This window comes from Nonomuraea sp. NPDC052265 (genome assembly GCF_044547985.1).
Classification (GTDB): Bacteria; Actinomycetota; Actinomycetes; order Streptosporangiales; family Streptosporangiaceae; genus Nonomuraea.
In genome coordinates this window covers 54,804-79,238 of record NZ_JBIUBJ010000021.1, presented here as the reverse complement: position 1 = coordinate 79,238, position 24,435 = coordinate 54,804, and the positions used below count along the sequence as shown (strand labels likewise).

General features: G+C 73.7%; 30 protein-coding genes and 1 riboswitch. Of the genes, 20 read left to right on the top strand and 10 right to left on the bottom strand.

All coding sequences use genetic code 11. The features are described from left to right. Window positions 1-42 precede the first annotated feature (42 nt). Window positions 43-528, bottom strand: a complete 486-nt coding sequence (locus ACIHAD_RS39780; RefSeq protein WP_397359951.1) for a winged helix-turn-helix transcriptional regulator — start codon at window positions 526-528, stop codon at window positions 43-45. A gap of 96 nt (window positions 529-624) precedes the next feature. Between ACIHAD_RS39780 and ACIHAD_RS39775 the strand changes: the two genes are divergently transcribed. The 3 genes from ACIHAD_RS39775 (at window position 625) to ACIHAD_RS39765 (ending at window position 2,437) form a co-directional block, all read left to right on the top strand. Continuing rightward, entirely contained in the window at window positions 625-1,005 is a 381-nt protein-coding gene (locus ACIHAD_RS39775) for a PPOX class F420-dependent oxidoreductase (protein ID WP_397359950.1), read from the top strand. Between the two features lie 132 nt (window positions 1,006-1,137). Beyond that, complete coding sequence (locus ACIHAD_RS39770) at window positions 1,138-1,647, top strand: histidine kinase (RefSeq protein ID WP_397359949.1); 510 nt, start codon at window positions 1,138-1,140, stop codon at window positions 1,645-1,647. A gap of 160 nt (window positions 1,648-1,807) precedes the next feature. Then, window positions 1,808-2,437, top strand: a complete 630-nt coding sequence (locus ACIHAD_RS39765) for a response regulator (RefSeq protein ID WP_397359948.1) — start codon at window positions 1,808-1,810, stop codon at window positions 2,435-2,437. 31 nt (window positions 2,438-2,468) lie between these two features. Here the strand turns inward: ACIHAD_RS39765 and ACIHAD_RS39760 are convergent, their stop codons facing one another. Further along, window positions 2,469-3,245 (bottom strand): class I SAM-dependent methyltransferase, encoded by a 777-nt coding sequence (locus tag ACIHAD_RS39760; RefSeq protein WP_397359947.1) that lies wholly within the window; start codon window positions 3,243-3,245, stop codon window positions 2,469-2,471. A gap of 105 nt (window positions 3,246-3,350) precedes the next feature. On the opposite strand from ACIHAD_RS39760, the gene ACIHAD_RS39755 reads away from it, so the two are divergent. Then, a complete protein-coding gene (locus ACIHAD_RS39755; protein WP_397359946.1) occupies window positions 3,351-3,893 on the top strand; it encodes an RICIN domain-containing protein in 543 nt (180 codons plus the stop codon). A gap of 116 nt (window positions 3,894-4,009) precedes the next feature. Here ACIHAD_RS39755 and ACIHAD_RS39750 read toward each other — a convergent pair whose 3' ends face one another. Next, window positions 4,010-4,615, bottom strand: coding sequence for a TetR/AcrR family transcriptional regulator (locus tag ACIHAD_RS39750; protein ID WP_397359945.1), 606 nt, complete (start codon window positions 4,613-4,615; stop codon window positions 4,010-4,012). Window positions 4,616-4,684: 69 nt separating this feature from the next. On the opposite strand from ACIHAD_RS39750, the gene ACIHAD_RS39745 reads away from it, so the two are divergent. Next, window positions 4,685-6,241, top strand: a complete 1,557-nt coding sequence (locus tag ACIHAD_RS39745) for an FAD-dependent monooxygenase (protein WP_397359944.1) — start codon at window positions 4,685-4,687, stop codon at window positions 6,239-6,241. Window positions 6,242-6,246: 5 nt separating this feature from the next. On the opposite strand, the gene ACIHAD_RS39740 is transcribed toward ACIHAD_RS39745, so the two are convergent. Further along, window positions 6,247-6,567, bottom strand: coding sequence for a DMT family transporter (locus ACIHAD_RS39740; protein ID WP_397359943.1), 321 nt, complete (start codon window positions 6,565-6,567; stop codon window positions 6,247-6,249). Window positions 6,568-6,569: 2 nt separating this feature from the next. Further along, window positions 6,570-7,217: an FMN-dependent NADH-azoreductase gene (locus tag ACIHAD_RS39735; protein ID WP_397359942.1), complete on the bottom strand. Its 648-nt coding sequence runs from the start codon at window positions 7,215-7,217 to the stop codon at window positions 6,570-6,572. Window positions 7,218-7,329: 112 nt separating this feature from the next. Here ACIHAD_RS39735 and ACIHAD_RS39730 point away from each other — a divergent pair, with 112 nt between their 5' ends. The 3 genes from ACIHAD_RS39730 to ACIHAD_RS39720 all read left to right on the top strand — a co-directional run bounded on the left by ACIHAD_RS39730 (window position 7,330) and on the right by ACIHAD_RS39720 (window position 11,842). Next, window positions 7,330-7,944, top strand: a complete 615-nt coding sequence (locus ACIHAD_RS39730) for a TetR/AcrR family transcriptional regulator (RefSeq protein ID WP_397359941.1) — start codon at window positions 7,330-7,332, stop codon at window positions 7,942-7,944. 157 nt (window positions 7,945-8,101) lie between these two features. Next, window positions 8,102-8,307: riboswitch (cobalamin riboswitch) on the top strand. 128 nt (window positions 8,308-8,435) lie between these two features. Further along, entirely contained in the window at window positions 8,436-10,829 is a 2,394-nt protein-coding gene (locus ACIHAD_RS39725) for a ribonucleoside-diphosphate reductase subunit alpha (RefSeq protein WP_397359940.1), read from the top strand. After that, window positions 10,811-11,842, top strand: coding sequence for a ribonucleotide-diphosphate reductase subunit beta (locus ACIHAD_RS39720; RefSeq protein WP_397359939.1), 1,032 nt, complete (start codon window positions 10,811-10,813; stop codon window positions 11,840-11,842). The genes ACIHAD_RS39725 and ACIHAD_RS39720 overlap by 19 nt, the downstream gene beginning before the upstream one ends. 97 nt (window positions 11,843-11,939) lie before the next feature. Here ACIHAD_RS39720 and ACIHAD_RS39715 read toward each other — a convergent pair whose 3' ends face one another. Further along, window positions 11,940-12,236 (bottom strand): DUF4287 domain-containing protein, encoded by a 297-nt coding sequence (locus ACIHAD_RS39715; RefSeq protein ID WP_397359938.1) that lies wholly within the window; start codon window positions 12,234-12,236, stop codon window positions 11,940-11,942. A 120-nt stretch (window positions 12,237-12,356) separates the two neighbouring features. Between ACIHAD_RS39715 and ACIHAD_RS39710 the strand changes: the two genes are divergently transcribed. Beyond that, entirely contained in the window at window positions 12,357-13,202 is an 846-nt protein-coding gene (locus ACIHAD_RS39710; RefSeq protein ID WP_397359937.1) for an acyl-CoA thioester hydrolase/BAAT C-terminal domain-containing protein, read from the top strand. A gap of 136 nt (window positions 13,203-13,338) precedes the next feature. On the opposite strand, the gene ACIHAD_RS39705 is transcribed toward ACIHAD_RS39710, so the two are convergent. From ACIHAD_RS39705 to ACIHAD_RS39695, 3 genes are read right to left on the bottom strand one after another with little or no spacing between them, the layout of a single operon-like run. After that, window positions 13,339-13,980 (bottom strand): NAD(P)-dependent oxidoreductase, encoded by a 642-nt coding sequence (locus ACIHAD_RS39705; RefSeq protein ID WP_397359936.1) that lies wholly within the window; start codon window positions 13,978-13,980, stop codon window positions 13,339-13,341. Beyond that, window positions 13,977-14,801 (bottom strand): SGNH/GDSL hydrolase family protein, encoded by an 825-nt coding sequence (locus tag ACIHAD_RS39700; protein ID WP_397359935.1) that lies wholly within the window; start codon window positions 14,799-14,801, stop codon window positions 13,977-13,979. Before ACIHAD_RS39700 ends, ACIHAD_RS39705 begins: the two co-directional genes overlap by 4 nt. 52 nt (window positions 14,802-14,853) lie before the next feature. Continuing rightward, window positions 14,854-15,633, bottom strand: coding sequence for an SDR family NAD(P)-dependent oxidoreductase (locus ACIHAD_RS39695; RefSeq protein WP_397359934.1), 780 nt, complete (start codon window positions 15,631-15,633; stop codon window positions 14,854-14,856). Window positions 15,634-15,702: 69 nt separating this feature from the next. On the opposite strand from ACIHAD_RS39695, the gene ACIHAD_RS39690 reads away from it, so the two are divergent. The 11 genes from ACIHAD_RS39690 to ACIHAD_RS39640 all read left to right on the top strand — a co-directional run bounded on the left by ACIHAD_RS39690 (window position 15,703) and on the right by ACIHAD_RS39640 (window position 23,841). Continuing rightward, window positions 15,703-16,170, top strand: a complete 468-nt coding sequence (locus ACIHAD_RS39690) for a MarR family winged helix-turn-helix transcriptional regulator (protein ID WP_397359933.1) — start codon at window positions 15,703-15,705, stop codon at window positions 16,168-16,170. 119 nt (window positions 16,171-16,289) lie between these two features. After that, the gene (locus ACIHAD_RS39685) at window positions 16,290-17,045 is read left to right on the top strand and encodes a sigma 54 modulation/S30EA ribosomal C-terminal domain-containing protein (RefSeq protein WP_397359932.1); all 756 of its coding nucleotides are present in this window, start codon (window positions 16,290-16,292) and stop codon (window positions 17,043-17,045) included. 227 nt (window positions 17,046-17,272) lie between these two features. Next, window positions 17,273-18,439 (top strand): globin domain-containing protein, encoded by a 1,167-nt coding sequence (locus ACIHAD_RS39680; RefSeq protein WP_397359931.1) that lies wholly within the window; start codon window positions 17,273-17,275, stop codon window positions 18,437-18,439. A gap of 45 nt (window positions 18,440-18,484) precedes the next feature. Continuing rightward, window positions 18,485-18,976: a hypothetical protein gene (locus tag ACIHAD_RS39675; protein WP_397359930.1), complete on the top strand. Its 492-nt coding sequence runs from the start codon at window positions 18,485-18,487 to the stop codon at window positions 18,974-18,976. Window positions 18,977-19,080: 104 nt separating this feature from the next. Next, window positions 19,081-19,596, top strand: coding sequence for a hemerythrin domain-containing protein (locus ACIHAD_RS39670; protein WP_397359929.1), 516 nt, complete (start codon window positions 19,081-19,083; stop codon window positions 19,594-19,596). Beyond that, the gene (locus ACIHAD_RS39665; RefSeq protein ID WP_397359928.1) at window positions 19,589-21,010 is read left to right on the top strand and encodes a nitronate monooxygenase; all 1,422 of its coding nucleotides are present in this window, start codon (window positions 19,589-19,591) and stop codon (window positions 21,008-21,010) included. Before ACIHAD_RS39670 ends, ACIHAD_RS39665 begins: the two co-directional genes overlap by 8 nt. Next, window positions 21,007-21,303, top strand: a complete 297-nt coding sequence (locus ACIHAD_RS39660) for a hypothetical protein (RefSeq protein ID WP_397359927.1) — start codon at window positions 21,007-21,009, stop codon at window positions 21,301-21,303. Before ACIHAD_RS39665 ends, ACIHAD_RS39660 begins: the two co-directional genes overlap by 4 nt. Next, complete coding sequence (locus ACIHAD_RS39655) at window positions 21,296-21,682, top strand: hypothetical protein (protein ID WP_397359926.1); 387 nt, start codon at window positions 21,296-21,298, stop codon at window positions 21,680-21,682. Before ACIHAD_RS39660 ends, ACIHAD_RS39655 begins: the two co-directional genes overlap by 8 nt. Then, window positions 21,679-22,116, top strand: a complete 438-nt coding sequence (locus tag ACIHAD_RS39650) for a hypothetical protein (RefSeq protein WP_397359925.1) — start codon at window positions 21,679-21,681, stop codon at window positions 22,114-22,116. The genes ACIHAD_RS39655 and ACIHAD_RS39650 overlap by 4 nt, the downstream gene beginning before the upstream one ends. A 110-nt stretch (window positions 22,117-22,226) precedes the next feature. Next, the gene (locus tag ACIHAD_RS39645; RefSeq protein WP_397359924.1) at window positions 22,227-22,790 is read left to right on the top strand and encodes a hypothetical protein; all 564 of its coding nucleotides are present in this window, start codon (window positions 22,227-22,229) and stop codon (window positions 22,788-22,790) included. Between the two features lie 16 nt (window positions 22,791-22,806). Then, window positions 22,807-23,841 (top strand): hypothetical protein, encoded by a 1,035-nt coding sequence (locus tag ACIHAD_RS39640; protein ID WP_397359923.1) that lies wholly within the window; start codon window positions 22,807-22,809, stop codon window positions 23,839-23,841. Here ACIHAD_RS39640 and ACIHAD_RS39635 read toward each other — a convergent pair. Beyond that, complete coding sequence (locus ACIHAD_RS39635; RefSeq protein WP_397359922.1) at window positions 23,807-24,310, bottom strand: hemerythrin domain-containing protein; 504 nt, start codon at window positions 24,308-24,310, stop codon at window positions 23,807-23,809. The genes ACIHAD_RS39640 and ACIHAD_RS39635 overlap by 35 nt on opposite strands. Between the last annotated feature and the right edge of the window lie 125 nt (window positions 24,311-24,435).

Below are 24,435 nucleotides of genomic sequence, written 5' to 3'. Positions count from 1 at the left end.
ATGGTCACGGGAGATCATCTTGATCGGCGTCCGGGGCCGGGATCAGCCGAAAGTGCGATCCTCCTCGCCGTTCGGCCGATCCGCCGCGCCGGGGCCGGGCAGCAGGTCGACGTCGCCGGCGTGCATCGGCGCGCCGCAGTGGGCGCAGCGCAGGTCCACGGCGCTGATCTCGCCGCAGCCGTGATGGCGGTAGAGCACGGGCGGCCCGGCCTCCCCGGCGAGCCACTTGTCCCCCCAGCCGGCCATGACCATGAGCAGGTCGACCAGCTCGGCGCCCTTGGCCGTCAGGTGGTATTCGTGACGCGGACGCCGGTCGTAGGGGCGGCGTTCGAGGACGCCGTGGTCGATGAGGTGGTTGAGCCGCTCGGTCAGCACCTTGCGGGAGATGCCGAGGTCGGCCTGGAGCTGGTCGAACCGTCGCACCCCGGCCCATACGTCCCGCAGGATCAGCGGCGACCACGGCTCCCCGATCACGTCGAGGGTACGTGCGATGGAGCAGGCCATCTCCGCGAAATTCGTGCGCTGCATGGCGGCAGTCTACCTCTGTGGGGTTCCCTGAAGGAACTCGGGGTGCTACGGTTACGGAGTCTCCTCAAGGAACTTCGCCAGATACCGGAGAGAACCATGAAGCTCGACCCCGACGTGCGCGGCGTGCTCGACGGCACCCCCATCGCCCACCTCGCCACCGTCCTGCCCGACGGCGCTCCCCATTCCGTCCCGGTCTGGATCGGCACGCACGGCGACCGTGTCGCGATCCTTACCGGCCCGCGCTCCCGCAAGGCGCTCAACCTGCGGCGCGACCCCCGGCTCGCGCTCTCCCTGACCCCGCCCGGCAACCCGTTCCAGCCGGTGCTCATCAGGGGCAGGGTCGTGGAGTGGATCGAGGGCGAGCCGGGCTGGGAGATCGTCGACCGGATCGCGGAGAAGTACATCGGCGGTCCCTACTCGCGCGAGGAGGAGCGGGTCGTCGTGCTCATCGAGCCCGAGCGGCAGAGCGCGGGCTGACCGCCGTCCGGGGCGAGGTCTCCCGGCGGCGCCGGTGGTAGCAGACGGCGATCGAGACGAACCCGGCCGGGCGTCTTCACGCCGGCCTCGCCGCTGGAGGCGCTGGGGGCGTGCGCGTTCTGGGGGACGGGCGTGCTGGCCGCCGCCGCCGTGGGCGGCTACCTGCGCCTGCTCGACGTACGGCAGGACCGGGCGGTGGCCGACACCCGGACCCTCCTGCGGCTGCGGCTGGCCGGCGACCTGCACGACTTCCCCGCCCACGACATCAGCGAGATGGTCGCGCACGCCCAGGCGGGCACCGTCGCGGGAGATCCGCTGCGGGCGCTGGAGCGCGTCGAGGAGGCCGGTCAGCGGGCCCTGTCCACGCTCGACCGCACGCTCGACATGCTCCACCACGACCGTCCCCTCGGCCCCGTCGGCGACCTGGGCGGCATCGCCGAGGCCGGCGCCCGCTTCGCCGCCGCCGGACCGGCGCGGATCGGCGTGCGGATCGACCCGGTCGCGGCCGTTCCGGCGGAGACGGCGGCGCTGGCCTACCGGATCGTCATCGAGGGGCTGACCAACATCCGGCGGCACGCGCCGCGCGCCGGCGCATCGACCTGTCCGTCACCACGCAGGGCGACGTCCTGGAGATCACGCTGACCAACGACGGGGCGGCCGGCGCGGCACGCCGCCCCCGTGGCGGCTCGGGGCTGCCCGGCCTGGCCGCGCTCGTGGCGGAGCAGGGGGGCGAGCTGGTCGCACGGGCCGTACCGGACGGGTGGTCGCTGGCGGCGCGGCTGCCGCTGCGACAATCTCCCGGGTGAGCACCCGCATCCTCGTCGCCGACGACCAGGAGGGCATCCGCGGCGCCTTCCGCCTGATCCTCGACGCCCAGCCCGACATGACCGTGGTGGCCGAGGCGGCCGACGGGCGCACCGCGATCGACACCGCCCTCGCCGTCCGGCCGGACGTCGTGCTCGCCGACATCCGCATGCCCGGCGCCGACGGCATCGAGGTGACCCGCGCCCTGTCCGGCACCGGCATCCACGTCGTGGTCGTCACCACGTTCGGGCTGGAGGAGTACGTCCAGGCGGCCCTGCGGCACGGCGCCGCCGGTTTCGTGCTCAAACGCTCGGGCCCCGCGCTGCTCGTCGAGGCCGTCCGGGCGGCCATGAACGGCGACATGCTCATCAGCCCGCAGCTCACCGTCCGGCTGCTGCGCGGCAGCGGCCCGCAGCGGGAGGTCTCGGACGTGGTGCTCACCGGGCGGGAGGACGAGATCGTGGCCCTGGTGGCTCAGGGGCGGACGAACGCCGAGATCGCCGCCGAGCTCTTCCTGTCCCCGGGAACGGTGAAGAACCACATCGCCACGGTCCAGCGCAAGATCGGCGCCAGGAACCGCGTCATGATCGCGGCATGGGCGTGGGCGACCGGCAGGGCCCAGCCGTGACGGGGTGTGCCCGTCCGTGCCGTGCCGCCGGTCAGGGGAGGTGGCGGGCCAGGTAGAGGGCCGTCTCGACGTTCACCCGCACGTGGTCGCCGAGCGTGTCGAGGAGCGTGCCGAACAACCTCTCGCGCACGTCCTCGTCCAGGATGCGGTAGGCCGACTGGGTGGACAGCAGGGTGACGTAGTCGGCCACCGGGAGCGTGCGTTCCGACCGGTAGAGCCGGGTGCCGAGGTCCCCGAACTCGGGCGGCAGCCCCATCTCCGCGGCCCACTCGCGGGCCCCGGCCTCCTCGCCGATCGGCCTGGCGATCGGGCCGGTGTTGGGCCTGATGTGCGGGGCGAACCTCTCGTGCGCGGCCAGCAGCCTCGCGCTCACCCCGTCGTCGGCGGGCCAGTCGATGTTCCAGAACAGGGCGAGGCCGCCGCCCGGTGCGAGCGCCGCTGCGGCGCGCTGCCAGCGCACCTCCTTGTCGACCCAGTGCCACGCCTGGGCGCAGTACAGCAGCCCGAACGCCCGCTCGGGGACGTACTCCTCGAACGTGGAGACGGTGACCGTCACGTTCGGCCGGTCGGCCGACCGCCGGGCCAGCACGGCGGCCATGGCCGGATCGGGCTCGGTGGCCACGATGTCGATGCCGCTCGCCGCGAACAGCTCCGTAGCCTTCCCGGTGCCCGCGCCCACCTCCAGCGCCGGAGCCCCGGCGTAGGCCAGCACGTCGGCCGCCAGCTCCGCCGGGTAGCCGGGCCGGACCCTGTCGTACTCGTCGGCGACTTCGCCGAAGACCCTCCCTTGAACTCGTCGTGTTGTCATGGTCCGATCCTGGTTCATGATCGTCCGGGGACGCAACCCCCGCCGGCGTACATTGAGTACGCGCTACTCAGGCCGTACGGGCCCGGCGGCCGCACGCTTGGTCGCATGAAGACACACTTCCTTCGCCCGGCGGCCGTCGTCGCCCCACTCCTCGTCCTCGCCCTCACCACCGCCCCGGCGCCCGCGTCGGCCTCGGCGGTGTGGGCCGCGTCCAACGTCCAGCTCGTGAACCGGCAGACCGGCAAGTGCCTGACGATCGCCGGGGGCCTCAGCACCGAGAACAACGTCCACGCCGTCCAGTACGACTGCGACAGCCACCCCTCCCGCCGCTGGGACGTCTGGGGCTACTCCAGCGCGGCCCTTCAGGTCAGGAACCGGCAGACCGGCAAGTGCCTGACGATCGCCGGGGGCGTCAGCACCGCGAACAACGTCGTCGCCCTCCAGTACACCTGCGACACCCACCCCTCGCGCTACTGGGCGCTCGGCAACCGCGTCGGCCAGTACGTCGAGTTCCGCAACGTCCAGACCGGCAAGTGCCTGACGATCGCCGGCGGGGTGAGCACCGCGAACAACCTGGAGGCCGTGCAGTTCACCTGCGACGGCCACCCCTCCCGGTTCTGGGAGATCCGCGACTACTACGTGGACTGACCCGCGCGGCGACCCGGCCTGGCGGCCGCTCCCGCCGGGCGGGGCCTGAACAGGGTGCCGAGCGCCGGCCCGGGGGCGAGGGCGGGGGAGATCTCGCCGGCCCTGGTAGCCGCCGGTCAGGCGGTGGGCGCGGCCAGGAGGGGCAGCCAGACCTCGTCCACGATCTCGATGATCGACTCATCCGGCACCCTGCGCATCGTCACCAGCATGTCGTGCCGGAGCAGGTCCAACGGCAGGTTCACCACCCTGGACGAACGCGGCACGCCGGGCAGCTCGCCGCGCTCGACCGCGCGCCCCACGATCGTCTCGAAGGCGGTCGCGTGGCCGGGCGGGAGCAGGGTGTCGCGCAGCTCGGTGAGGCTGGTGCCGGTGTCGCGGAAGTAGTCGGCGAGCTGCACGCTCATCAGCGTCAGCATGCCGGCGCGGTCGTCCCCGGCGTTGCGCAGGAAGCCGATGGCGTCGTCGCGGAGGTTGCCGGTGTCGGGCACGTCGATCAGCCGCCAGAACTTGGCGAGGGTGGCCAGCAGCAGGTCGTCGCGCCGCGGCCAGCGCCGGTAGAGCACCGGGCGGCTGGTGCCGGCGCGGGCGGCGACGGCCTCGTAGGTGAAGCCGTGATAGCCGTGCTCGACCAGCACGTCCCAGGCGGCGTCGAGGATCGCGTCCTCCAGCGCGGGGCCGCGCCGGCGGGAGGCGCCACCGGGGGCACGGTGCTTGAGATTCACTTGCGTATCTTATCGCGGGACCCTACGGTGATCTTAATAAGATACAGCCCTGTACTTTAAGGAACGTCCATGATGTTCGACGTCATCGTCGTCGGCGGCGGGCCCGCCGGCCTCTTCCTCGCCTGCGAGCTGCGCCTTGCGGGCGTCCGGCCGCTGGTCCTGGAACGACGGCCGGAGCCCGACCTGTCGGACAAGGCCCACGGCCTGGCCGGCCAGGTCGTACGGCTCCTGGACCACCGCGGCCTGTACGAACGCTGCGGCGGCAGGGGAGTCCCGGCGCCCGCGCCGGGCTTCTTCTTCGGCGGGATGCCGTTACCGCTGCACGCGCTCGGCGAGGAGAACCCGATGTACCTCCTGCCCTGCGACCAGCGCGACCTGGAACGGGTGCTCGGCGAGCGCGCGGCCGAACTCGGCGCGGACGTGCGGCGCGGCTGGGAGGTGAGCTCCTTCGGCCAGGACGACGACCGGGTCGAGGTCGTGGCCCGCGGCCCCGGCGGCGTCGGGACGACCCTCACGGCCCGTTACCTGGTCGGCTGCGACGGCGGCCACAGCATGGTCAGGAAGGCGGCCGGCATCGCCTTCCCCGGCGTCAGCGACGACCACGTCGTGGACCGCTCGGCCCTCATCGGGCCGGGCGAGCACTTCCGGCTGCTCCCCGGCGGGCGCGTCCTGATCGACGGGCTCGGCGAGATCCCCGCGCACTTCCACCGCACCGACCGCGGCGTCTTCACCCTCCTGGCCCACGATCCGCGGCGGCCGCTGATCAACACGGCCGAATGGGAGGAGCATCCGGCGGGCGGTTTCCCGGGGCCGGGCGCGCCGATGACGATGGCCGAGATGGAGAAGAGCGTCGAACGCGTCCTCGGCGTGCGCCTGCCCCTGAGCCCGCCGCCCGAGGGCGCGCCGACGATGCTGCGCCGCCTGTGCGGGCGCAACACCCGGCTCGCCGACCGCTACCGCGCCGGACGGGTCTTCATCGCCGGCGACGCCGCCCAGGTGAGCCACGGGCCCACCCTGAACCTGGCGCTTCAGGACGCCGCCAACCTGGCCTGGAAGCTCGCCGCCACGCTGCGCGGACACGCCCCCGAAGGGCTTCTGGACAGCCACGAGGCCGAGCGCCGCGCGTGCGCCGAACGCGTGAACACGCAGACCCTGGCCGCGACCGCCCTGCTGGCGCCCGGGGCCGAGGTCACGGCGCTGCGCCGGCTGTTCGCCGAGCTCCTGGGCCGTACGGAGAACCTGCGCCTGGTCGCCGACCTGATGGCGGGCAGCGACGTCCGCTTCGACATGGGGGAGGAGCCGCCCGCCGCGCCCGCCGGGTGGTTCGCGCCGTCCCTCGGCCTGACCGCCGGCGACGGGCGGTCGCGGCGCCTGGCCGAGCTGCTGCGTGACGCCCGCCCCCTGCTCCTGGACCTGACCGGCGGCGACGCCCTCGCCGCCACCGCCGCGCCCTGGCTCGACCGGGTGCGCCACGTGGCCGCGACCGCCGCCGACGCCCCCGCCCCGGCGCTGCTCGTCCGGCCGGACGGCTACGTCGCCTGGGCGGGCGCGGACCACGACGGCCTGAAGGCCGCCCTCACCCGCTGGTTCGGGGATCGTCCCCGACGGGCCGCGACCCCCGCCTGACGGGGTCACTCCGGGCTGGTGACCCGGGCCAGGACGATGCCGCCGACGATCAGCGCCAGCGCGGCCATCCGGCCGGCCGACACCGGGTCCTTGTGGACGACGACGCCCAGGGCGATCGCGCCGACCGCCCCGATGCCGGTGAAGACCGCGTACGCGGTGCCGACCGGGAGGGTCTTCATCGAGTACGACAGCAGCCAGACCGCGGCCACCATGAGGACGAAGCAGATCAGGGTGGGCAGCGGCCTGGTGAACCCCTGGGTGGGCTTGATGCTCTGCGCCCAGGCGATCTCGACCAGCCCGGCCAGCCCGAGGACCAGCCAGTTCATCGTCAGAACTCCTTTCCCAGGTCGCGGGCCCCGCGCAGCGCGGCGGCGTACAGCTCGTCGTGCCGGGGGCGCAGGTGGGCCAGGTCGGGGTCGACGCGCGAGTTGGCCAGCTCGGCGGTGACGACGGTGGTGTCCTCGACGGCGAAGTGGCCGGCGAAGAAGTCCCGCAGGTAGCGCTCCTGGTAGTCGAACCTGGCCTTGGGGGCGCCGGGCGAGTAGGCCCCGCCGCGCGCGGTGGCGACCACGAACCGCCGCCCGGCGAGGGACATCCGGGGGAAGGTCACCTGGTCGAGCCACGCCTTCAGCGCCGACGGGATCGAGTAGTTGTACATCGGGGTGGCGATCAGCACCACGTCCGCGGCCACCAGCTCGGTCAGCAGCGGCTCGACGATCGCCCAGGCGGCGGCCTGCTCCGGGGTGCGGGCGGCCTCGTGGTAGCGGCCGATGTCGGTGATCCGGTTGGCCATGACGTGGTCGCACAGCTCGGTCCACGCCTCCCCGATGTGCGGCACGGGCTCGGCCGCCAGGTCGCGGTGGACGTAGGTGCCCTCGGGGTGGGCGGACCGCCACGCCCCGGCGAAGGTGTCGCCGATCTCGCGGCTGATCGAACGACGTCGGGCGCTGGCGTCCAGGTGGAGCAGAACGGTCATGAGGGGGCTCCTCGAAATAAGTGGACATTGCGTCCGGTTCTGGGTCGGCTCGACCGTAGCAACTAAGCGGACGCGTTGTCCACTTGTCGCCGGGTGGGTTAGAGTCGCCGCCATGGAGTCCCGTACCGAGTTGCTGACCGGACGTCCCGTGGAGGAGGCGGGCCGCCCGCGCGAGCGCGCCGACGCCGCGCGTAACCGTGCCAAGGTGCTCGCCGCGGCGGCCGAGCTGTTCGCCACCCGCGACCCGCGCGGCGTGACGATGGACGACATCGCCAAGGCCGCGGGCGTGGGGCGTGGCACGCTCTACCGCCGTTACCCCGACACCGTCTCGATCGCGCAGGCCCTGCTGGACGAGCACGAGCGCGTGCTGCAGGAACGCCTCTTGCGCGGCGACCCGCCGCTCGGCCCCGGCGCGCCTCCCGCCGACCGGCTCGCCGCCTTCTACGCCGCGATGGTCGAGCTGCTGGACGAGCACATCTCACTGGTCCTGGGCGCCGAGCAGGGCGCGATGCGGTACGCCACCGGCGCCTACGGGTTCTGGCGGGCGCACGTACGGGTGCTGCTGACCGAGGCGGGCATCCCGGAGCCCGACGCGCTGGCCGACATCCTCCTCGCCCCGCTGGGGCCCGACGTCTATGCCGAGCAGCGCAGGCGGGGGCTCACCCCGGAGCAGATCACCGCCGCCCTGGCCCGCCTGGCCCGCGGGATCGTCGACCGAGACGCGTAGCCGGACCGGACGGCGCCGGTCGTCCAGGCCCGGCCGTGCCGGTTGGTGAAGACGCGTCCGGTGGGGGAGACGTCGCCGGGCCGCCGGGCGGCCGGATCGGGTCGCGGCTTCTTCGCAACACGACATGTTGGGTGTGACTTTTTGATCCACCCTATATATGGTGTCTCCCGCAGCCGGTTCGGGCGCCCAGCCAGGGTGACCGAGGCAAGAGGGAACCTGGTGGAAATCCGGGACTGCCCCGCAGCGGTGAGTGGGAACGACCGCCGTCAGACGCACTGGGCCATGGGCCCGGGAAGCGACGGCCAGTAGGCAGCGACAGCATGCCCACGAGTCCGAAGACCTGCCGGCGCGCCGTGCACGATCATGCGTGCGCGGCTGCTCCGAGGCCGCGTGGGACGGCGGACGGTACCGGCGAGAGGGCTGTGGCTCCCTGCCGTCCGCCTCCTGCGCGTGTTCTCGGCATCTGACCGAGTTCACGAGGGGAGAGCGAAGTGACGGTCACAGGGGACCCGATGACGGACCTGGCCGAGACGGCACGGGCGGACGGCGAGCGACCCGAGCCGCGGCGCGTCCAGATGCGGGTGCGCAAGCGCAACGGCACGGCCGAGCCGGTCGACGTCAACAAGATCGTACGTGCGGTGGAGCACTGGGCGACCGATCTGACGGACGTCGACCCGATGCGGGTGGCCACCAAGACGATCAGCGGGCTCTACGACGGGGCGACCACCGCCGAGCTGGACCGGCTGTCCATCCAGACCGCCGCCGAGATGATCGGCGAGGAGCCGCAGTACTCGCGCCTGGCCGCGCGGCTGCTGTCGGGCTACATCGACAAGGAGGTCCGCGGGCAGGGCGTGGCCTCCTTCAGCCAGGCGATCCGGCTGGGCCACGCCGAGGGGCTCGTCGGCGACGAGACCGCCGAGTTCGTCAACGCCAACGCCCGCAAGCTCGACGACGCCATCGACGTCACCGCCGACCTGCGGTTCGAGTACTTCGGGCTGCGCACGGTCTACGACCGCTACCTGCTGCGCCATCCGTCCACCCGGCTGGTGGTGGAGACGCCGCAGTACTGGCTGCTGCGCGTGGCGTGCGGGCTGGCCGAGACGCCCGCCGAGGCCGTGGGCTTCTACCGGCTCATGTCGTCGCTGGCCTATCTGCCCAGCTCGCCGACGCTGTTCAACTCCGGCACCCGGCACACCCAGATGTCCTCCTGCTATCTGGTCGACTCGCCCCGGGACGAGATCGGCTCCATCTACGACCGCTACGCCCAGGTGGCGCAGCTGTCGAAGTTCGCCGGCGGGATCGGCATCTCCTGGTCGCGGGTGCGCTCGCGCGGCGCGCTGATCCGCGGCACGAACGGGCACTCCAACGGCATCGTCCCGTGGCTGCGCACGCTCGACGCGTCCGTGGCCGCCGTCAACCAGGGCGGCCGCCGCAAGGGCGCGGCCTGCGTCTACCTGGAGCCGTGGCACCCGGACGTCGAGGAATTCCTGGAGCTGCGCGACAACACCGGCGAGGACGCCCGCCGCACCCACAACCTCAACCTGGCCAACTGGATCCCCGACGAGTTCATGCGCCGCGTCGAGGCCGACGAGCCGTGGTCGCTGTTCGACCCCGACGAGGTCCCCGAGCTGCCCGACCTGTGGGGGGAGGCGTTCGAGGACGCCTACCGCGCCGCCGAGCGGGCCGGTCGGTACGTCCGGCAGATCAGGGCCCGCGACCTGTACGCCAAGATGATGCGCACCCTCGCCCAGACCGGCAACGGCTGGATGACCTTCAAGGACGCCGCCAACCGCCTGTGCAACCAGGCCGCCGAGCCCGGCAACGTCGTGCACCTGTCCAACCTGTGCACCGAGATCATCGAGGTGTCCAGCGACGCCGAGACCGCGGTCTGCAACCTGGGCTCGGTCAACCTCGCCGCCCACCTCACCGACGGCGGCCTCGACTGGGAGCGGCTGCGCGCCACCGTCCGCACCGCGGTCACCTTCCTCGACCGCGTGATCGACATCAACTACTACCCGAGCGAGCAGGCCGCGGCCAGCAACCCGCGCTGGCGCCCGGTCGGTCTGGGCGTGATGGGCCTCCAGGACGTCTTCTTCGCCCTGCGGCTGCCGTTCGACTCGGCCGAGGCCAAGGAGCTGTCCACCCGCGTCGCCGAGGAGATCTACCTGTCGGCGCTGGAGACCTCCGCCGGTCTCGCCGAGCGCTTCGGCGCCCACCCCGCCTACGACCAGACGTGGGCGGCGCGGGGCAGGCTCCAGCATGACCTGTGGGGGGAGAGCGGCACCCAGGCCGAGCGCTGGGACGCGGTGCGCGAGCGCATCGCCGCCCACGGCCTGCGCAACTCGCTGCTGATCGCGATCGCGCCGACCGCCACCATCGCCTCGATCGTCGGCTGCTACGAGTGCGTCGAGCCGCAGGTGTCCAACCTGTTCAAGCGCGAGACGCTGAGCGGCGAGTTCCTGCAGATCAACAACGCGCTGGTGGCCGAGCTCAAGTCGCGCGGGTTGTGGGACGAGCGCGTCAGGGCCGCCATCAAGCAGGCCGAGGGGTCGGTGCAGGGCATCGCCGAGCTGCCGGAGGACGTGCGCCGGCTGTTCCGCACCGCCTGGGAGCTGCCCCAGCGCGCGCTGATCGACATGGCCGCCGCGCGCTCGCCGTACATCGACCAGAGCCAGTCGCTCAACCTGTTCATGAGCGCCCCGACGATCGACAAGCTCTCATCGATGTACCTGTACGCCTGGAAGTCCGGCCTGAAGACCACCTACTACCTGCGCTCGCGCCCGGCCACCCGGATCCAGCAGGCCACCGTGCCCCTCGTGAACAGGTCCGAGGAGGCCCTGGTCTGCTCCCTGGAGAATCCCGAGTCGTGCGAAGCCTGCCAGTGACCCCCGAGGAGAACGTGATGTTGCTCGACCCGGGCATGAGCCTGACCCTGCGGCCCATGCGCTACCCCCTCTTCTTCGACCGCTACCGCGACGCGATCAAGAACACCTGGACCGTCGAGGAGGTGGACCTGCACTCCGACCTGGCGGACCTGTCCAAGCTGTCGGCGGCCGAGCGCCACCTGGTCAGCCGCCTGGTCGCCTTCTTCGCCACCGGCGACACGATCGTGGCCAACAACCTGGTGCTCAACCTCTACCAGCACGTCAACGCGCCCGAGGCGCGCCTCTACCTGAGCAGGCAGCTCTTCGAGGAGGCCGTGCACGTCCAGTTCTACCTGAACCTGCTGGACACGTACGTGCCGGACGAGGAGGAGCGGTTCGCGGCGTTCGCGGCGGTGGAGAACATCCCCTCCATCCGGCGCAAGGCCGAGTTCTGCTTCCGCTGGATCGACTCCATCGACGGCCTCCAGCGGCTGGAGACCCGCGACGACCGGCGGGCGTTCCTGCTCAACCTGATCTGCTTCGCCGCCTGCATCGAGGGCCTGTTCTTCTACGGCGCCTTCGCCTACGTCTACTTCCTGCGCTCGCGCGGCCTGCTGAACGGGCTGGCCTCGGGCACCAACTGGGTGTTCCGCGACGAGTCCATGCACATGGCCTTCGCCTTCGACGTGGTCGACGTCGTACGGCAGGAGGAGCCGGACCTCTTCGACGAGGAGATGGCCCGCGAGGTCAGGGAGATGCTGGCCGAGGCGGTGGACTGCGAGGCCCAGTTCGCCGAGGACCTGCTCGGGCAGGGTGTGCCGGGCATGTCGGCCGGTGACATGCGGTCGTACCTGGAGCACGTGGCCGACCGGCGGCTGGCCCAGCTCGGCATCGAGCCGCTGTACGGGGCCAAGAACCCGTTCGCGTTCATGGAACTGCAGGACGTGCAGGAGTTGTCGAACTTCTTCGAGCGGCGGGTGTCGGCGTACCAGATGGGGGTGACCGGCTCGGTCAGCTTCGACGCCGACTTCTGACACCTGCGGATCCGTGGACGGGCCCGGCGGGGTTCAACCCCGCCGGGGCCTCTTCGCCGGATCCTGCGGTGACGGACACGCGGGAGCCCGCCCGGGGTCAGGCGGTCTCGGGGCGGGTGGCCTTGCCGTCCAGCCAGAGGGTGTCGGACTCGTCGCGGTGGACGCCGGAGGTGCCGACGTGCTTGGCGTCGATCTTCGGGCCCTTCTTGATCACGTGGACGAGGGCCATGGCGTGGCCGCGTCCGAGGTCGTAGTCCTGCTTGAGCCAGTCGGTGATCGTCCCGGCCTTGGTGGAAGGGGCGTCGAAGCCGCGTTCCTGGGCCAGGGCGATGAACTGGCGAGGCGTCAGTCCGGTCTTGTCCTCGATGTTGTCCAGGTACGCCTGGAACGACATGGCGTTCTCCCCTCGTCGGAATGTTGCGGTCCTAGTGTCCCATTTGATGGCGGTTCGCCGTTCGGGCGCCTGGGCTGCTTCTCAGTAAGATGCGATGCCGCCGAGTGCCGAGGGGTGCAGATGGATGAGCGCGAACTGAGCTCCCCATGGGAAGGGGTCCTGGTCACTCCGGGCCGGGCCGGCCGTACGGGCGTCCTGGTGCTGGCGGGGTCGAGCGGGCGGATCGAACGGGAGAGGGCTCGCCTCCTCGCCGCGGAGGGGGTGACCGCGTTGTCGATCCGGTGGTTCGGCGGTCCGGGGCAGTCGCCCGGCATCTGCGAGATCCCGCTGGAGACGTTCGTGTCGGCCGTCGACCTGCTGGAGTCCACCGGGGTCCGGCGCATCTGCGTGCTGGGCATGTCGAAGGGGGCCGAGGCCGCGCTGCTGACCGCCGTCCGGGACCGGCGGGTCGGCGGGGTGGTGGCGCTGTCGCCGACCTCGGTCGTGTGGGGGAACGTCGGGCCCGGTCCCGACGGGGAGAAGCGTCCATACCGGTCGTCCTGGACGTGGCAGGGGGAGCCGCTGCCATTCGTCCCGTACGACGACGACTGGGCCGAGGACGAGCCCGAGCACGGCCCGCTGGCCCTCCGCGCCCTGTACGAGCTCAGCGAGCGGACGTTCGCCGGGCTGCTCCCGGCCGCCGCGATCCCCATCGAGGCGGCGGCGGCCGACGTGCTGCTGGTGGCGGGCGGGGACGACGCCATGTGGCCGTCCCTGCCGTTCGCCGGGCGGCTGGCCGAGCGGCGTCGTGCCGCCGGCCGTACGGTGCGGCTGGTCAGCCGGGCCGAGGCCGGTCACCGTCCGCGCCTGCCGGGGGAGGGGCCCGCTCCCGAGTCGCCGGACTTCCTCTACGGGGGCGACCCGGCGGCCGACGCCGGGCTCGGCGCCGACGCCTGGCCGCACATCCTCGATCTGCTGCACGGTTGACCGTCGGCGCGCAGCTGAAATCTGATGGTGTGGTAGGTTTCCAGCGCATCGACCCGAGGAGGTGAGACCGATCTACGTTGTGACAGGTCGGGGCTCCCTCGCGCGCATCGCCTAGGGAGCGCCCGCGCAAGGCGGGTCAGGAGCCGCCGGCGATCTCCACGACGGCGTGGCGGTTGTGCTCGTCGGTGATGTGGCTGAGCAGGTAGTGGGCCAGGTCGGCGCGGGAGATCGAGCTCGCCTTGGCCAGCGGGGCGTTCTCGGCGGTGCGGTAGACGCCGGTCAGGGGGCCGTCGGTGAGCATCGGCGGGCGCACGATCGTCCAGTCGAGGTCGTGGGCGGCGGTGACCGCGGCCTCCATGCGTTCCATGTCGGCGTAGCCGTGCCGGTAGAGGCGCTGGATGACGAAGCGGGTGACCAGGCGGCGGCCCAGCGGCGTGCCCGGCGGGATCTCCAGGCCCGCCGAGGACAGGCACAGCAGGCGGCGCACCCCGCCCTCGCGCATGGCGGCGACGACGTTGGCGGTGCCCTGGGAGTAGACGGTGGTGGGACGGCCGCGGTCGGTGCTGCCCAGGCACGACAGCACGGCGTCGTGCCCGGCGACGGCCGCCCGCCAGGGGCCGGGGGCCAGCACGTCGCCGCCGATCACGTGCACCCGCTCGCTCGCCGGGACGCGGGCGGGGTCACGGGCCAGGACGGTGACGTCGTGCCCGGCGGCGACCGCCTGCTCGACCACCTGGCCTCCGGTGCCGCCGGTCGCGCCGAGGACCATCAGCTTCATGCCGCACCGGCCAGCGCCCGTACGACGGCCGCGGTGATCTCGCGCTGGCCCTCGATGCTCAGGTGCACGCCGTCGTCGAGGAAGTGGTGGTCGTCGGAGACGGCGAGCCTGGTGTCCACGGTGAGCTCGGGACGGCCCAGCAGGTGGTCGGCGGTGACGTCGATGTCCTTGGCGGCCCAGCTGATCCCGGCCCGCCGGAAGTGCGGGTAGGCGGCGGCGCGCGGCTCGTCTACCGGGCTGGGGGTGAGCCAGACCCAGCGGGCGGGCCCCCGCTCCTGGGCCAGGTCGTGCAGCATGGCGAGGTTGCGTTCGGTCTCGGCGGCGCTGACCAGCGTCGGCGCGCCGGGGGCCAGGTGCTGGGCGTCGTTGGCGCCGATCATGCACAGCACCAGGTCGGGCCGCTGGAAGCCGAGGGCGGGGAGCTGGGTGAGCGCCTGGGTGGTGGTGCTGCCGGAGATCGCCAGGTTGGTGAAGCGGACGGCGTCGCCGGGGCGGCGCAGCGCGACGAGCCGGCCCAGGATCTCGAACCAGGACAGGCGGTCGGCGGTGGTGCTCTCGCCGACGGCGACGACGTGGAAGGCGTTCTGGCCGCCCTGGGCGTTCAGGGGCAGCCGGTCGACGGCGTCGGCCAGGCCGGGCCGGGCCAGCAGCGTCTCGGCGGCCTGACGGGCCTGGCGGTCGAAGCCGTCCAGCAGGGCGCGGTAGGCGTCGGCGTCGAGGCCGAACAGGGCGGCGAGGCGGGACTCGTCCGCGCCGATCAGGTAGGGCAGGGCGCCGGGCCGCTGGAACCGGACGAGCCGCTCGGTCATCGGGTCGGTCATGACATGGCCTCCGTGTGGACGGTGGGTGCGGGGGACGGGCAGAGCGCGGCGTTCATCCGGAGATCCGTCCGCCGGTGAGGTCGAGGGTCGCCCCGGTCACCCAGGAGGCGGCGGGCGAGGCGAGGTAGAGGACGGCCTGGGCGACGTCGGCGGGATGGCCGACGCGGCCGAGCGGGAACGTCGCGGCGAGCTGGGCGAGCCGTTCGGCCGGCAGCGTGGCGAGCTTGTCGTTGAGCACGGCCGAGGGCGCCAGGCAGTTGACCCGTACGCCGTCGCCGCCCACCTCGGCGGCCAGATGCCGGGCGAACATGACGACGCCCGCCTTGGCCGCGGCGTAGGCGGCGTTGGCGCCCCCGGGACGGCGGCCCGCGGTGGACGACATCAGGATGATCGACCCGGCACCCCGCTCCAGCATGCCCGGCAGGAACTCGTGGACGGTGAGGAACACCGAGGTCAGATCGGACTCCAGCACGGCGCGCCAGCGGGCGGGGTCGAGCCCGGCGGTCGGCGCGGGCGCCCCCTGCCCTCCGGCGAACGGGGCGAGGATCTCCACCGGCCCCAGCGCGGCCTCGACCTCGGCGCGGATGCGGGCCAGGGCTCCGGCGTCGGTCACGTCGCCGGGCGCGGCCAGCGCCCGGCCGCCCTCGCCGGTGATCGAGGCGACGACGCGGGCCACCGCCTCGGTGTCGCGGCCGGTGACCGCGACCTTGACGCCGTTGGCGGCCAGCGCGCGGCACGTGGCCGCGCCGATGCCGCGCGAACCGCCGGTGACGAGGGCGACCTTGCCCTCCAGTCCTGGATGCCTGGGCCAGTCAGGCAGGTCGGTGGTCATCGCATATTACTTCTCTCTAGAGAAAGGTTCACTCTTGTGAATGGTTCTGTGCGGAGTACAGTATGCGCTGTGTCCGCGTCCCGCAACCGCCCGATGGGCGTCGCCTTCCTGCTCGCGCAGCTCGGCGCGCACGCCGCCGGCCGGTTCGCCGCGCGGGTCGCCGAGCTCGGCCTGTCGCCGGCCGACGTCGGACTGCTGCGGATGGTCGCCCTCCAGCCCGGCCGCAGCCAGCAGTCGCTCGCCGCCGATCTCGGCGTCGTCCCCAGCCGGGTCACCGCGCTGCTCGACCCGCTGGACCGGGCGGGCCTGGTGGAGCGGCGCCGGTCGGCCGGCGACCGCCGCAACCACGAGCTGCACCTGACCGAGCAGGGCGCGCGGGTCATGGAGGACATCAGGAAGAGCGCGATGGCGCACGAGGCCGACCTGACCTCCTCCCTCAGCCCCGACCAGCGCGGGCAGCTGCTCTCCCTGCTGGAGCTGATCGCCGCCGACCAGGGCCTGACCCCCGGCGTGCATCCCGGCTACCGACGTTCCTGACGCCCCCGCCGCCGCGGGCCGTAGGTCGTCGCGCGGTGGGACCTACGGCCCTGGCGGCCGCATCCGCTCAGGTCAGAGGCTGGGTCCATCACCACCGGATGCGAAGAAGGTGTTCACGAATGAGGCACAGGCCCATCGCCCTTGACGCCGACGACGTTCAGGTCAGGATCCGCGGCGGCGGCGTGCGCGCGGCCGACGTACGGCGTGCCCGGCACACCGTGGCCGACCTGACCCGGCTCGCCCACGAGCCGGTGCTGGGCGCGACGGTCAAGCTCGCCGCCACACCGGAGATCGCGGGGGAGCGGCGTACGGCCGAGGCCGTGGTGGACGTGCAGGGCCGGCTCATCAGGGCCCGGGCCGGCGCCGCCTCCACCCGCGCGGCCATCCACCTGCTGGGCGACCGGCTGCGGACGCGCCTGCTGGAGACCGGCAGGGACTGGGAGAACCGGCGCGGACGCCACCCCCGGCCGGCTCACCCCGCCCCGCCCGCCGGGGAACGCCGGATCGTGCGGACCTTCACGGCCGCCCGCGCCGTGCCCGACGAGGCGGCGGTGGACATGGAGGACCTCGACTACGACTTCCTGCTGTTCACCGAGACCGCGACCGGCCAGGACAGCGTGATCTACCGCACCGGCGACGGCTACCGGCTCGCCCAGCTCGACCCCCGGCCCGACCTGCCGGCCCCGACCTGCGCGGCGATCTCGGTCAGCCCGCTGCCCGCTCCCCGCCTCACCACCGGGCAGGCCCTCGACCGGCTGGAGCTGACCGGCTTCCCGTTCGTCTTCTTCGCCGACGCCGGCACCGGGGCGGGCTGCCTCCTCTACCGCCGCGACGACGGGGATTCCGGCCTGGTCACCACCGCGCACGAAGGCTGACCGGCGCGCCGCCCCCGGACCGGGGGCGGCGCGAACCCCTCACCGAGAGGTCGCGTGGGCGGCGGCGAAACGGCCGGGCCGCCCGCCGCGGGCGCCCGGATGTCCCGTCCGGGACCTTCGGCCCTGCAAGTGCGGACGTTCGCCCCGGTGAACGGCCCGGCCGGGCTCCCTAGCCTGAAATCCGGCCCGTGATCGCGGGCCCGTTCCCCTGGGACTGTGGAGGTCACATGCTGTCCGCGGAATCCGCCGCCGTCGTCCGCGCCACGCTGCCCGTCGTCGGCGCCTCGCTCGACGCCATCACCGAGCGGTTCTACGCGACGATGTTCGCCGACCGGCCGGAGCTGCTGGACGGCCTGTTCAACCGCGGCAACCAGGCCAGCGGCGAGCAGCGCAAGGCGCTGGCGGCCTCCGTCGCCGCCTTCGCCACCATGCTCCTGGACCACCCCGACCAGCGCCCCGACCACCTGCTCGCGCGCATCGCGCACAAGCACACCGCGGTCGGCGTCACCGACGACCAGTACGTGATCGTCCACAAGTACCTGTTCGGCGCGATCGCCGAGGTGCTGGGCGAGGCCGTCACCCCCGAGGTCGCCGCCGCCTGGGACGAGGTCTACTGGCTGATGGCCGGCGCCCTGATCGCGATGGAGGCCCGCATCTACGCCGAGGCCGGCGCCACCGAGGGCCGCACCTGGCGGCGCTGGCGGGTGGCCGGCCGCCGCGAGGAGACGCCCGACGTCGCCTCCTTCCTGCTCACCCCGATCGGCGAGGAGCCGCCGCCGCCCGCCCGCCCCGGCCAGTACGTCAGCGTCCAGATCGAGATGCCCGACGGCGTGCGCCAGCTCCGCCAGTACACGCTGTCCAACGCCGGCGACGGCCTGCGCAGGATCACCGTCAAGCGCGTGGACGACGACCCCGCCGGAGAGGTGTCCACCCTGCTGCACGCCACCGTGCGCCAGGGCGACGAGCTCACCCTGTCGGCGCCCTTCGGCGACGTGACGCTGGACGACTCCGAGGCGCCCCTGGTGCTGGTCAGCGCCGGCATCGGCTGTACCCCCATGGTGGCCATGCTCGACCACCTCGCCGCCACCGGCTCGCGCCGCCGCGTGCTGACCCTGCACGCCGACCGCTCGCCCGACCGGCACGCGCTGCGCGAGGACACGACCCGCCTGGCCCCCGAGCACGTCTTCTGGTACGAGCGCGGCGCCCAGGACCCCGACCGCGACGGCCTGATGGACCTCGACGGCGTCCCGATCCCGCGGGGCGCGGTCGCCTACCTGTGCGGGCCGCTGCCGTTCATGCGCGAGGCGCGCGCCGCGCTGCTGAAGGCGGGCGTGGCGGCGCGCGACGTGCGCTACGAGGTCTTCGGCCCCGACCTGTGGCTCGCCGCCGGCTGACGGCCCGTTCGGCGATCCACCCGCGATCCACGTGAGGAGCACGACATGAGCGTTGTCCGAGGCGCGGCGAGCGCGCTGCTGGGCGCCGCCGGCGCCGCGATGGTGGCCGCCGGCCCCGTCATGGCCGCCCGGGGCGTCCAGGCGCGCGCCGAGATCCGGGACGAGCTGCGCCGCCAGGCCATCAGCTTCCCCGGCAAGGGGCTGCCCGCCGGGCTCGCCGCCCACCAGGGCCGCGACGTCCTGACCGGCCCGCAGGCCAGGGCCTACGCCCAGGTGATCGGCCGCAACGTGCTGACCGCCACCGGCGGCCGGACGTACGCGCAGGTCAGCGCCGCGCTGTTCGAGGCGGGCGGCGAGGACGCCGAGCTGGAGGGCCTGCGGCAGACCGCCTTCACCGGCCAGATGCTGCGCGCCTCCCTGCTCAACGCCTACCAGGCCTGGCAGCTCGGCAACCTGGTCATCGGCCTGGGCGGGCTGCTGACCGTCACCGGCGCCGCCCTGCTGGCCTCCGGCGCCACCCTCGCCGCCGACGAGTGACGGGGACGGAGACCATGCGACAGGCCATGCGACCGGCCATGCGACCGGCCATGCGACCGGCCACGCCACCGGTGACGCCCGGAACTACGCAGCTGGAGGACTGTGTGCTGTCCATCGCCCACCACTTCACCGAGACCTTCCACGCCGAGCACCGCGAGGTCAGGGACCTGCTGCTCGCCCTGATCGACGCCTTCGGGACGGGCGACGCGGCGCGGGTGGGGAAGCTGGTGCAGACCCTCTCGGCGGCCGTCGGGCCGCACTTCCGCTACGAGGAAGAAGCCATGTACCCCGGCCTGACATCCGTCTTCGGCGCGCCCTACGTGGACAAACTGCTCAGCGACCACGACGACACCATCCGCAACATCCGCGAGCTGGCCGAGCTGGCCGACCTGGCCGCGATCGACGGCCTGGGCGAGATCGACGAGAACCAGGCCGCCTGGGGCATCGCCCTGGTACGGGAGATCCTGCCGCACGTCAGCGACTGCGACGGCCTGTCGCTCATGGTCGAGACGCTGCCCGAGGACGACGTCGTGCACATCCTGGCGACCCGCGAGGTGGCCAGGGAGATCAACGCCGACGTGCTCACCTGGGCCGGGACGCTGCGGGCGCGGCGTGTCTGAGGCCGCGCTCCCCGTCCTGATCCAGGGCGGCATGGGCGTCGGGGTGTCCGGGTGGCGGCTGGCGCGCGCGGTCGCCCGTACCGGGCAGCTCGGTGTGGTGTCGGGCACCGCCCTGGACGTCACCCTGGCCCGCCACCTGCAGCGCGGCGACCCCGGCGGCCACCTGCGCCGGGCGCTGGCCTGCTTCCCGATCCCCGGGATCGCCGAACGGGTGCTCGGACGCTACTTCGTGCCCGGCGGGATCGCGCCCGGCACGCCGTACCGGCCGGTGCCCCGGCTCGGGCTGCGGCGCAGCCGGGCCCGCGACGAGCTGGCCGTGGTCGCCAACTTCGCCGAGGTCTTCCTGGCCAAGCAGGGCCACGACGGGCCGGTCGGCGTCAACTACCTGGAGAAGATCCAGCTCGCCACGCCGGCCGCCGCGTACGGCGCGATGCTGGCCGGCGTCGACTACGTGCTGATGGGCGCCGGCATCCCGGCGGAGATCCCGGCGCTGCTCGACGCCTTCGCCGCGCACCGCCCGGCCGAGATCGCCGTCACGGTGGCCGAGGCCGGCGACGCCCGCCACACGGCCGGCCTCGACCCGGCCGCCCTGTGGCCCGCGCCCGCCGAGCCGCTGCGGCGGCCCAGGCTGCTGGCGATCGTCTCCTCCCACGTGCTGGCCCTCTACCTGGCCCGCTCGCCCGTGACCAGGCCCGACGGGTTCGTCCTGGAGACGCCGGCGGCCGGCGGGCACAGCGCGCCGCCGCGCGGCCGGCTGCTGGTGGACGAGCGCGGCGAACCCGTCTACGGCCCGCGCGACGAGGCCGACCTCGCCAAGGTCGCCGCGCTCGGGCTGCCGTTCTGGCTGGCCGGCGGGTACGCCGCCCCCGGCGGCGCGGCCGGCGCGCGGGCCGCCGGGGCCACCGGCATCCAGGTCGGGACGGCGTTCGCCCTGTGCCGGGAGTCGGGCCTGGACGACGGCCTCAGACGGCGCATGCTGAGCCGGGCACGCCGGGGCGCGCTGGAGGTACGCAACGACCCGCGCGCCTCGCCCACCGGCTTCCCGTTCAAGGTCGCGAGCCTGCCCGGCACGCTGTCGGAGCCCGAGGTGCACGACCGGCGTCCGAGGCTGTGCGACCTGGGCTACCTGCGCACCCCGTACGCCAGGCCCGGCGGCGCGATCGGCTACCGCTGTCCCGCCGAACCCGTGGACGCCTACGTCCGCAAGGGCCGGCCGGCCGAGGAGGCCGAAGGCCGCCAGTGCCTGTGCAACGGGCTGACCGCCGCCATCGGCCTGGGCCAGCGCCGCGCCGACGGCTACCACGAACCCGCCCTGCTCACCCTGGGCCAGGACCTCGGCTTCCTGGACGGCCTGCCCGACGACCACTCGGCCGCCGACGTCGTGGACCACCTTCTGCGAGGAGCACCCGCATGACCGCACCAGCCGCCCGCGAGCCGCTGCGCCGGGTCCGGCGCGACGTCGCCGCGAGCCCGTTCATCCGCGACCGTCCGCTGACCGAGATCTACCGGTCCTCGCCGCTGTTCACCGCGCTGCGCGACCCCGACCGGCTGGGCGGGCGGTGCGGGGCGTGCGAGTTCCGCACGATCTGCGGCGGCTCCCGATCACGCGCCTACGCCTGCTCCGGCGACGTCCTCGGCGAGGAGCCGTGGTACGCCTACGAGCCGGGCAGTTTCCCCTACCAGAAGGAGCCGGCCGCCCATGTATGAGGCGCCCACGCGAGAGGGACGAAGGGCCCGCGGGCTCGCCGCGCCCTACGACACGATGCTGGCCGCGTACGCCGCCGCGCTGGCCGGTTCGCCGCTGGCCGCCTCCAGCCGGGCCAGCTACCTGCGCCGGGTCGGCCGCTACCTGACGTGGGTCGCCGCCGCCTCGGCCCGCGGCCTGCTGGCGGGCGAACCGCTGGCCGACACGACCGTGGCCGTCCGCACCGCGCACGCCTACCACGGCGAGCTGGACGGCCGCTACGCCCCCAGCACGATCAACAGCACCCTGGCCGCGCTGGAGGACTTCTACGCCCGGCTCCACCTCGGCGCGACCGGCATCCCCCGCCGCCAGGCCGCCGAAGAGCGGGTGGGCGCGCGATGACCTGGTGGTCGGTGGTGCGCTTCCTGCACGTGCTCGGGGCCGCGCTGTGGGTCGGCGGCCAGCTCGCGGTCTCCCTCGTGCTGCTGCCGTCGGCCCGCCGCCTGCTCGACGAGGAGCGCCGCACCCGGATGCTGGACGCCGTCGGACGCCGCTTCGGCCTGCTCACCGCCGCTGTGTTCCTGCCCCTCCAGCTCGCCACCGGCCTGGCCATCGCCTGGCACAAGGGCGTCACCTGGGCCTCGCTCGCCGAACCCGGCTACGGCCGCACCCTGGCCGCCAAACTCCTGCTCTTCTGCGCCGTCATGGCCGCCGCCGCCCTGCACGGCTGGGCCGCCGCCCACGCCCGTCCCCGCCTGGCCCGCGCCATGGCCGTCAGCGCCCTGGCGGGATCGATCGGCGTCGTCCTGCTGGCCGCCGCGCTGCCGGCCACCTGAGCATGGCCGATCGGACGTACGGAAAGGGACTTTGGTCCCTGACGGCGGCACGGCCCGCCGCGACATCGTGGAGGCATGCCCGCAGTCACCGTCATGCCGGGAACCCCGCGATGACCGGCATCGGCGTCCCCGGCGCCCGCCCCTGGGACAAGCCCTTCGCCTCGCGCGCCGCCGACGCCGCGTACCGGGCCGAGCTGGCCCGCTGGACCCGTCCCGAGGGCGGCCCCGACGGCGTCCCCGCCGACGCCTTCGGCCCCCGTCCCCGTCACGGCGAGCTGCCCATGCGCGACTTCGGCGGTGGCGGCGCGCGGCGCGGGCGGGGGAGCGGCGAGGTCGCGGACTTCGAGCCCGATCCGCAGCTCGCCGCCCTGTTCACCCGCGGTGACGGCCCGCGCGACTGGCTGCGCGCCGGTCAGGCCCTGCAACGCGTCCTGCTCACCGCCACCGCGCACGGCGTGGCGGCCTCGATGTTCAGCCAGCCGCTCGACCTGCGCCCACCACAGCACCGCGGCGACCGGCCCGGACCGTTCGGGCATGTGCAGATGCTGATCAGGCTCGGGTACGGCCCGCCGGTCCCGCGCGTCCCCCGCCGCCCGGTGTACGAGGTCATCGACCGGCTCGGGGCCCCGGCGTGCCTGACCGGCGCGGGCCGCGTTCCATCGACGTTCGTGTGACAGGGAGGTTTCCGGGATGCCGGTCGACATCCGCATAGAGAGCGGCAGGCCGATCGACCTGCCGCCGCCGCGACGCGCCCGCGCGTCCTGGCACCTGCGCGCGAACGCGATCGTCGTCGCCTGGCTGGGCCTGACCGTCGTGGCCGCCCTGGCGGGCGACGCGCTGCCGGCGCCGTCGTGGCTGCTGATCCACGTGTTCCTGCTGGGCGCGGTCAGCACGGCCGTGCTGATCTGGAGCGAGCACTTCACCGTGGCGCTGCTGCGCGTGCGCGGGCCGTCCGAGTGGGGGAGCCTGACCCGGCTTGCCCTGCTCAACACGGCCACGGTCGCCGTGCTGGCCGGGGTGGCGTACGGGCCGTGGCAGGTGGCGGCGGCCGGCGCGGCGCTGCTGGCGGGCGTGGCGCTGTGGCACGCGACCGTCCTGGTCCTGCTCGTACGCGGCGCGCTGCCCGGCCGGTTCGGCCACGTCATCGGCTGGTACGTCACCGCCGCCTGCGCGCTGGCCGCCGGCGGTGTCCTCGGCGGGCTGATGGCCGCCCAGGCCGTCCAGGGCGCGCTCCACGAACGGATGAGCGCCGCCCACTCCCAGGTGAACGTCTTCGGCTGGGTCGGGCTCACCGTGCTCGGCACCCTCTTCACGCTGTGGCCGACGGTCCTGCGCACCCGCATGTCGGAGCGGACCCGCCGGGCCTCGCGCGTGGGGTTGTGGCTGGCCGCGCCGGGGCTGACGGTGGCCGTCACCGGGCTGCTGGCGGGCTGGCGGTGGGTGGCGCTCGCGGGGCTGGCGGCGTACGCGGCCGGCGGGCTGGCGGCGCTCACGCCGCTGGCCGACGCGCTGCGGCGCAGGAAGCCGCACACCGGCGCGGCCTGGATGCTGGGAGCGGCTATCGTCTGGTTCGAGGTGGCGCTGGCCGCCGATCTGGTGGTCGTGGCAACCCGGCCGGCGCACGAGGTCGCCGCCGCGCTGTCCCCGCTGCTGCCGCTGGTGCTGACCCGCTCCGGGGCACGTGCGCCGGTCAGCCGGTCGTCGCGGGGGACGGGACGGGCGTGATGCGGTCCCAGGCGGCCAGCGGCAGCATGATGACGGCCGCCGGGAACAGGCCGTGCTCCTCGTGGTCGATGTGCCAGTGGAGGCGGTCGAGGGCGTCCAGCACGGCGGGCCAGTCGGGCGCGGCCGGGTCGACCGCGCCGAGGATGCCGTGGATGTCGGCGTGCTCGGCGCACAGCCGTTCCACCTCCTCGGCCAGCGAGCCTTCGGCGCGCAGTTCGGCGAACAGCCCGCTCGCCTCGGTGTCGGTGTGCGGGACGAGCCGGGCCATCAGGTCCTCCAGAAGCGACACGGCCTCGCCGTGACGCGTCTCCCCGACGGCGCGGCGCAGCGCCCCCGCGCACTCCTGGATGTCCCAATGCTCCTGGGACAGGCGGCCGATCAGCGGAAACTCCCGGCAGCCGCAGTAATTGCACATGGTCACGTCCTTACAGGAGGCTTGCTGGTCGAAGACGACGGTCGGGGCGCGCACACGCGCGTGCCGCTCCTCAGGCCGCCCGCGGTCCCACCCTTCCCGGCGGGACGCCGCCCCGGTCAGGGCCGAAAGTCACTGACCGGCCAGGCCCTCCGTCGGAAAACCGGGTGACGGGTGGCGGC

What these genes read in the sequence shown, in the direction of transcription:
- ACIHAD_RS39780 (WP_397359951.1), bottom strand. Translation starts at nt 528, where the DNA reads ATGCAGCGCACGAATTTCGCGGAGATGGCCTGCTCCATCGCACGTACC.
- ACIHAD_RS39775 (WP_397359950.1), top strand. Translation starts at nt 625, where the DNA reads ATGAAGCTCGACCCCGACGTGCGCGGCGTGCTCGACGGCACCCCCATC.
- ACIHAD_RS39760 (WP_397359947.1), bottom strand. Translation starts at nt 3,245, where the DNA reads ATGACAACACGACGAGTTCAAGGGAGGGTCTTCGGCGAAGTCGCCGAC.
- ACIHAD_RS39755 (WP_397359946.1), top strand. Translation starts at nt 3,351, where the DNA reads ATGAAGACACACTTCCTTCGCCCGGCGGCCGTCGTCGCCCCACTCCTC.
- ACIHAD_RS39745 (WP_397359944.1), top strand. Translation starts at nt 4,685, where the DNA reads ATGATGTTCGACGTCATCGTCGTCGGCGGCGGGCCCGCCGGCCTCTTC.
- ACIHAD_RS39740 (WP_397359943.1), bottom strand. Translation starts at nt 6,567, where the DNA reads ATGAACTGGCTGGTCCTCGGGCTGGCCGGGCTGGTCGAGATCGCCTGG.
- ACIHAD_RS39735 (WP_397359942.1), bottom strand. Translation starts at nt 7,217, where the DNA reads ATGACCGTTCTGCTCCACCTGGACGCCAGCGCCCGACGTCGTTCGATC.
- ACIHAD_RS39730 (WP_397359941.1), top strand. Translation starts at nt 7,330, where the DNA reads ATGGAGTCCCGTACCGAGTTGCTGACCGGACGTCCCGTGGAGGAGGCG.
- ACIHAD_RS39715 (WP_397359938.1), bottom strand. Translation starts at nt 12,236, where the DNA reads ATGTCGTTCCAGGCGTACCTGGACAACATCGAGGACAAGACCGGACTG.
- ACIHAD_RS39710 (WP_397359937.1), top strand. Translation starts at nt 12,357, where the DNA reads ATGGATGAGCGCGAACTGAGCTCCCCATGGGAAGGGGTCCTGGTCACT.
- ACIHAD_RS39705 (WP_397359936.1), bottom strand. Translation starts at nt 13,980, where the DNA reads ATGAAGCTGATGGTCCTCGGCGCGACCGGCGGCACCGGAGGCCAGGTG.
- ACIHAD_RS39700 (WP_397359935.1), bottom strand. Translation starts at nt 14,801, where the DNA reads ATGACCGACCCGATGACCGAGCGGCTCGTCCGGTTCCAGCGGCCCGGC.
- ACIHAD_RS39695 (WP_397359934.1), bottom strand. Translation starts at nt 15,633, where the DNA reads ATGACCACCGACCTGCCTGACTGGCCCAGGCATCCAGGACTGGAGGGC.
- ACIHAD_RS39685 (WP_397359932.1), top strand. Translation starts at nt 16,290, where the DNA reads ATGAGGCACAGGCCCATCGCCCTTGACGCCGACGACGTTCAGGTCAGG.
- ACIHAD_RS39680 (WP_397359931.1), top strand. Translation starts at nt 17,273, where the DNA reads ATGCTGTCCGCGGAATCCGCCGCCGTCGTCCGCGCCACGCTGCCCGTC.
- ACIHAD_RS39675 (WP_397359930.1), top strand. Translation starts at nt 18,485, where the DNA reads ATGAGCGTTGTCCGAGGCGCGGCGAGCGCGCTGCTGGGCGCCGCCGGC.
- ACIHAD_RS39660 (WP_397359927.1), top strand. Translation starts at nt 21,007, where the DNA reads ATGACCGCACCAGCCGCCCGCGAGCCGCTGCGCCGGGTCCGGCGCGAC.
- ACIHAD_RS39655 (WP_397359926.1), top strand. Translation starts at nt 21,296, where the DNA reads ATGTATGAGGCGCCCACGCGAGAGGGACGAAGGGCCCGCGGGCTCGCC.
- ACIHAD_RS39650 (WP_397359925.1), top strand. Translation starts at nt 21,679, where the DNA reads ATGACCTGGTGGTCGGTGGTGCGCTTCCTGCACGTGCTCGGGGCCGCG.
- ACIHAD_RS39645 (WP_397359924.1), top strand. Translation starts at nt 22,227, where the DNA reads ATGACCGGCATCGGCGTCCCCGGCGCCCGCCCCTGGGACAAGCCCTTC.
- ACIHAD_RS39640 (WP_397359923.1), top strand. Translation starts at nt 22,807, where the DNA reads ATGCCGGTCGACATCCGCATAGAGAGCGGCAGGCCGATCGACCTGCCG.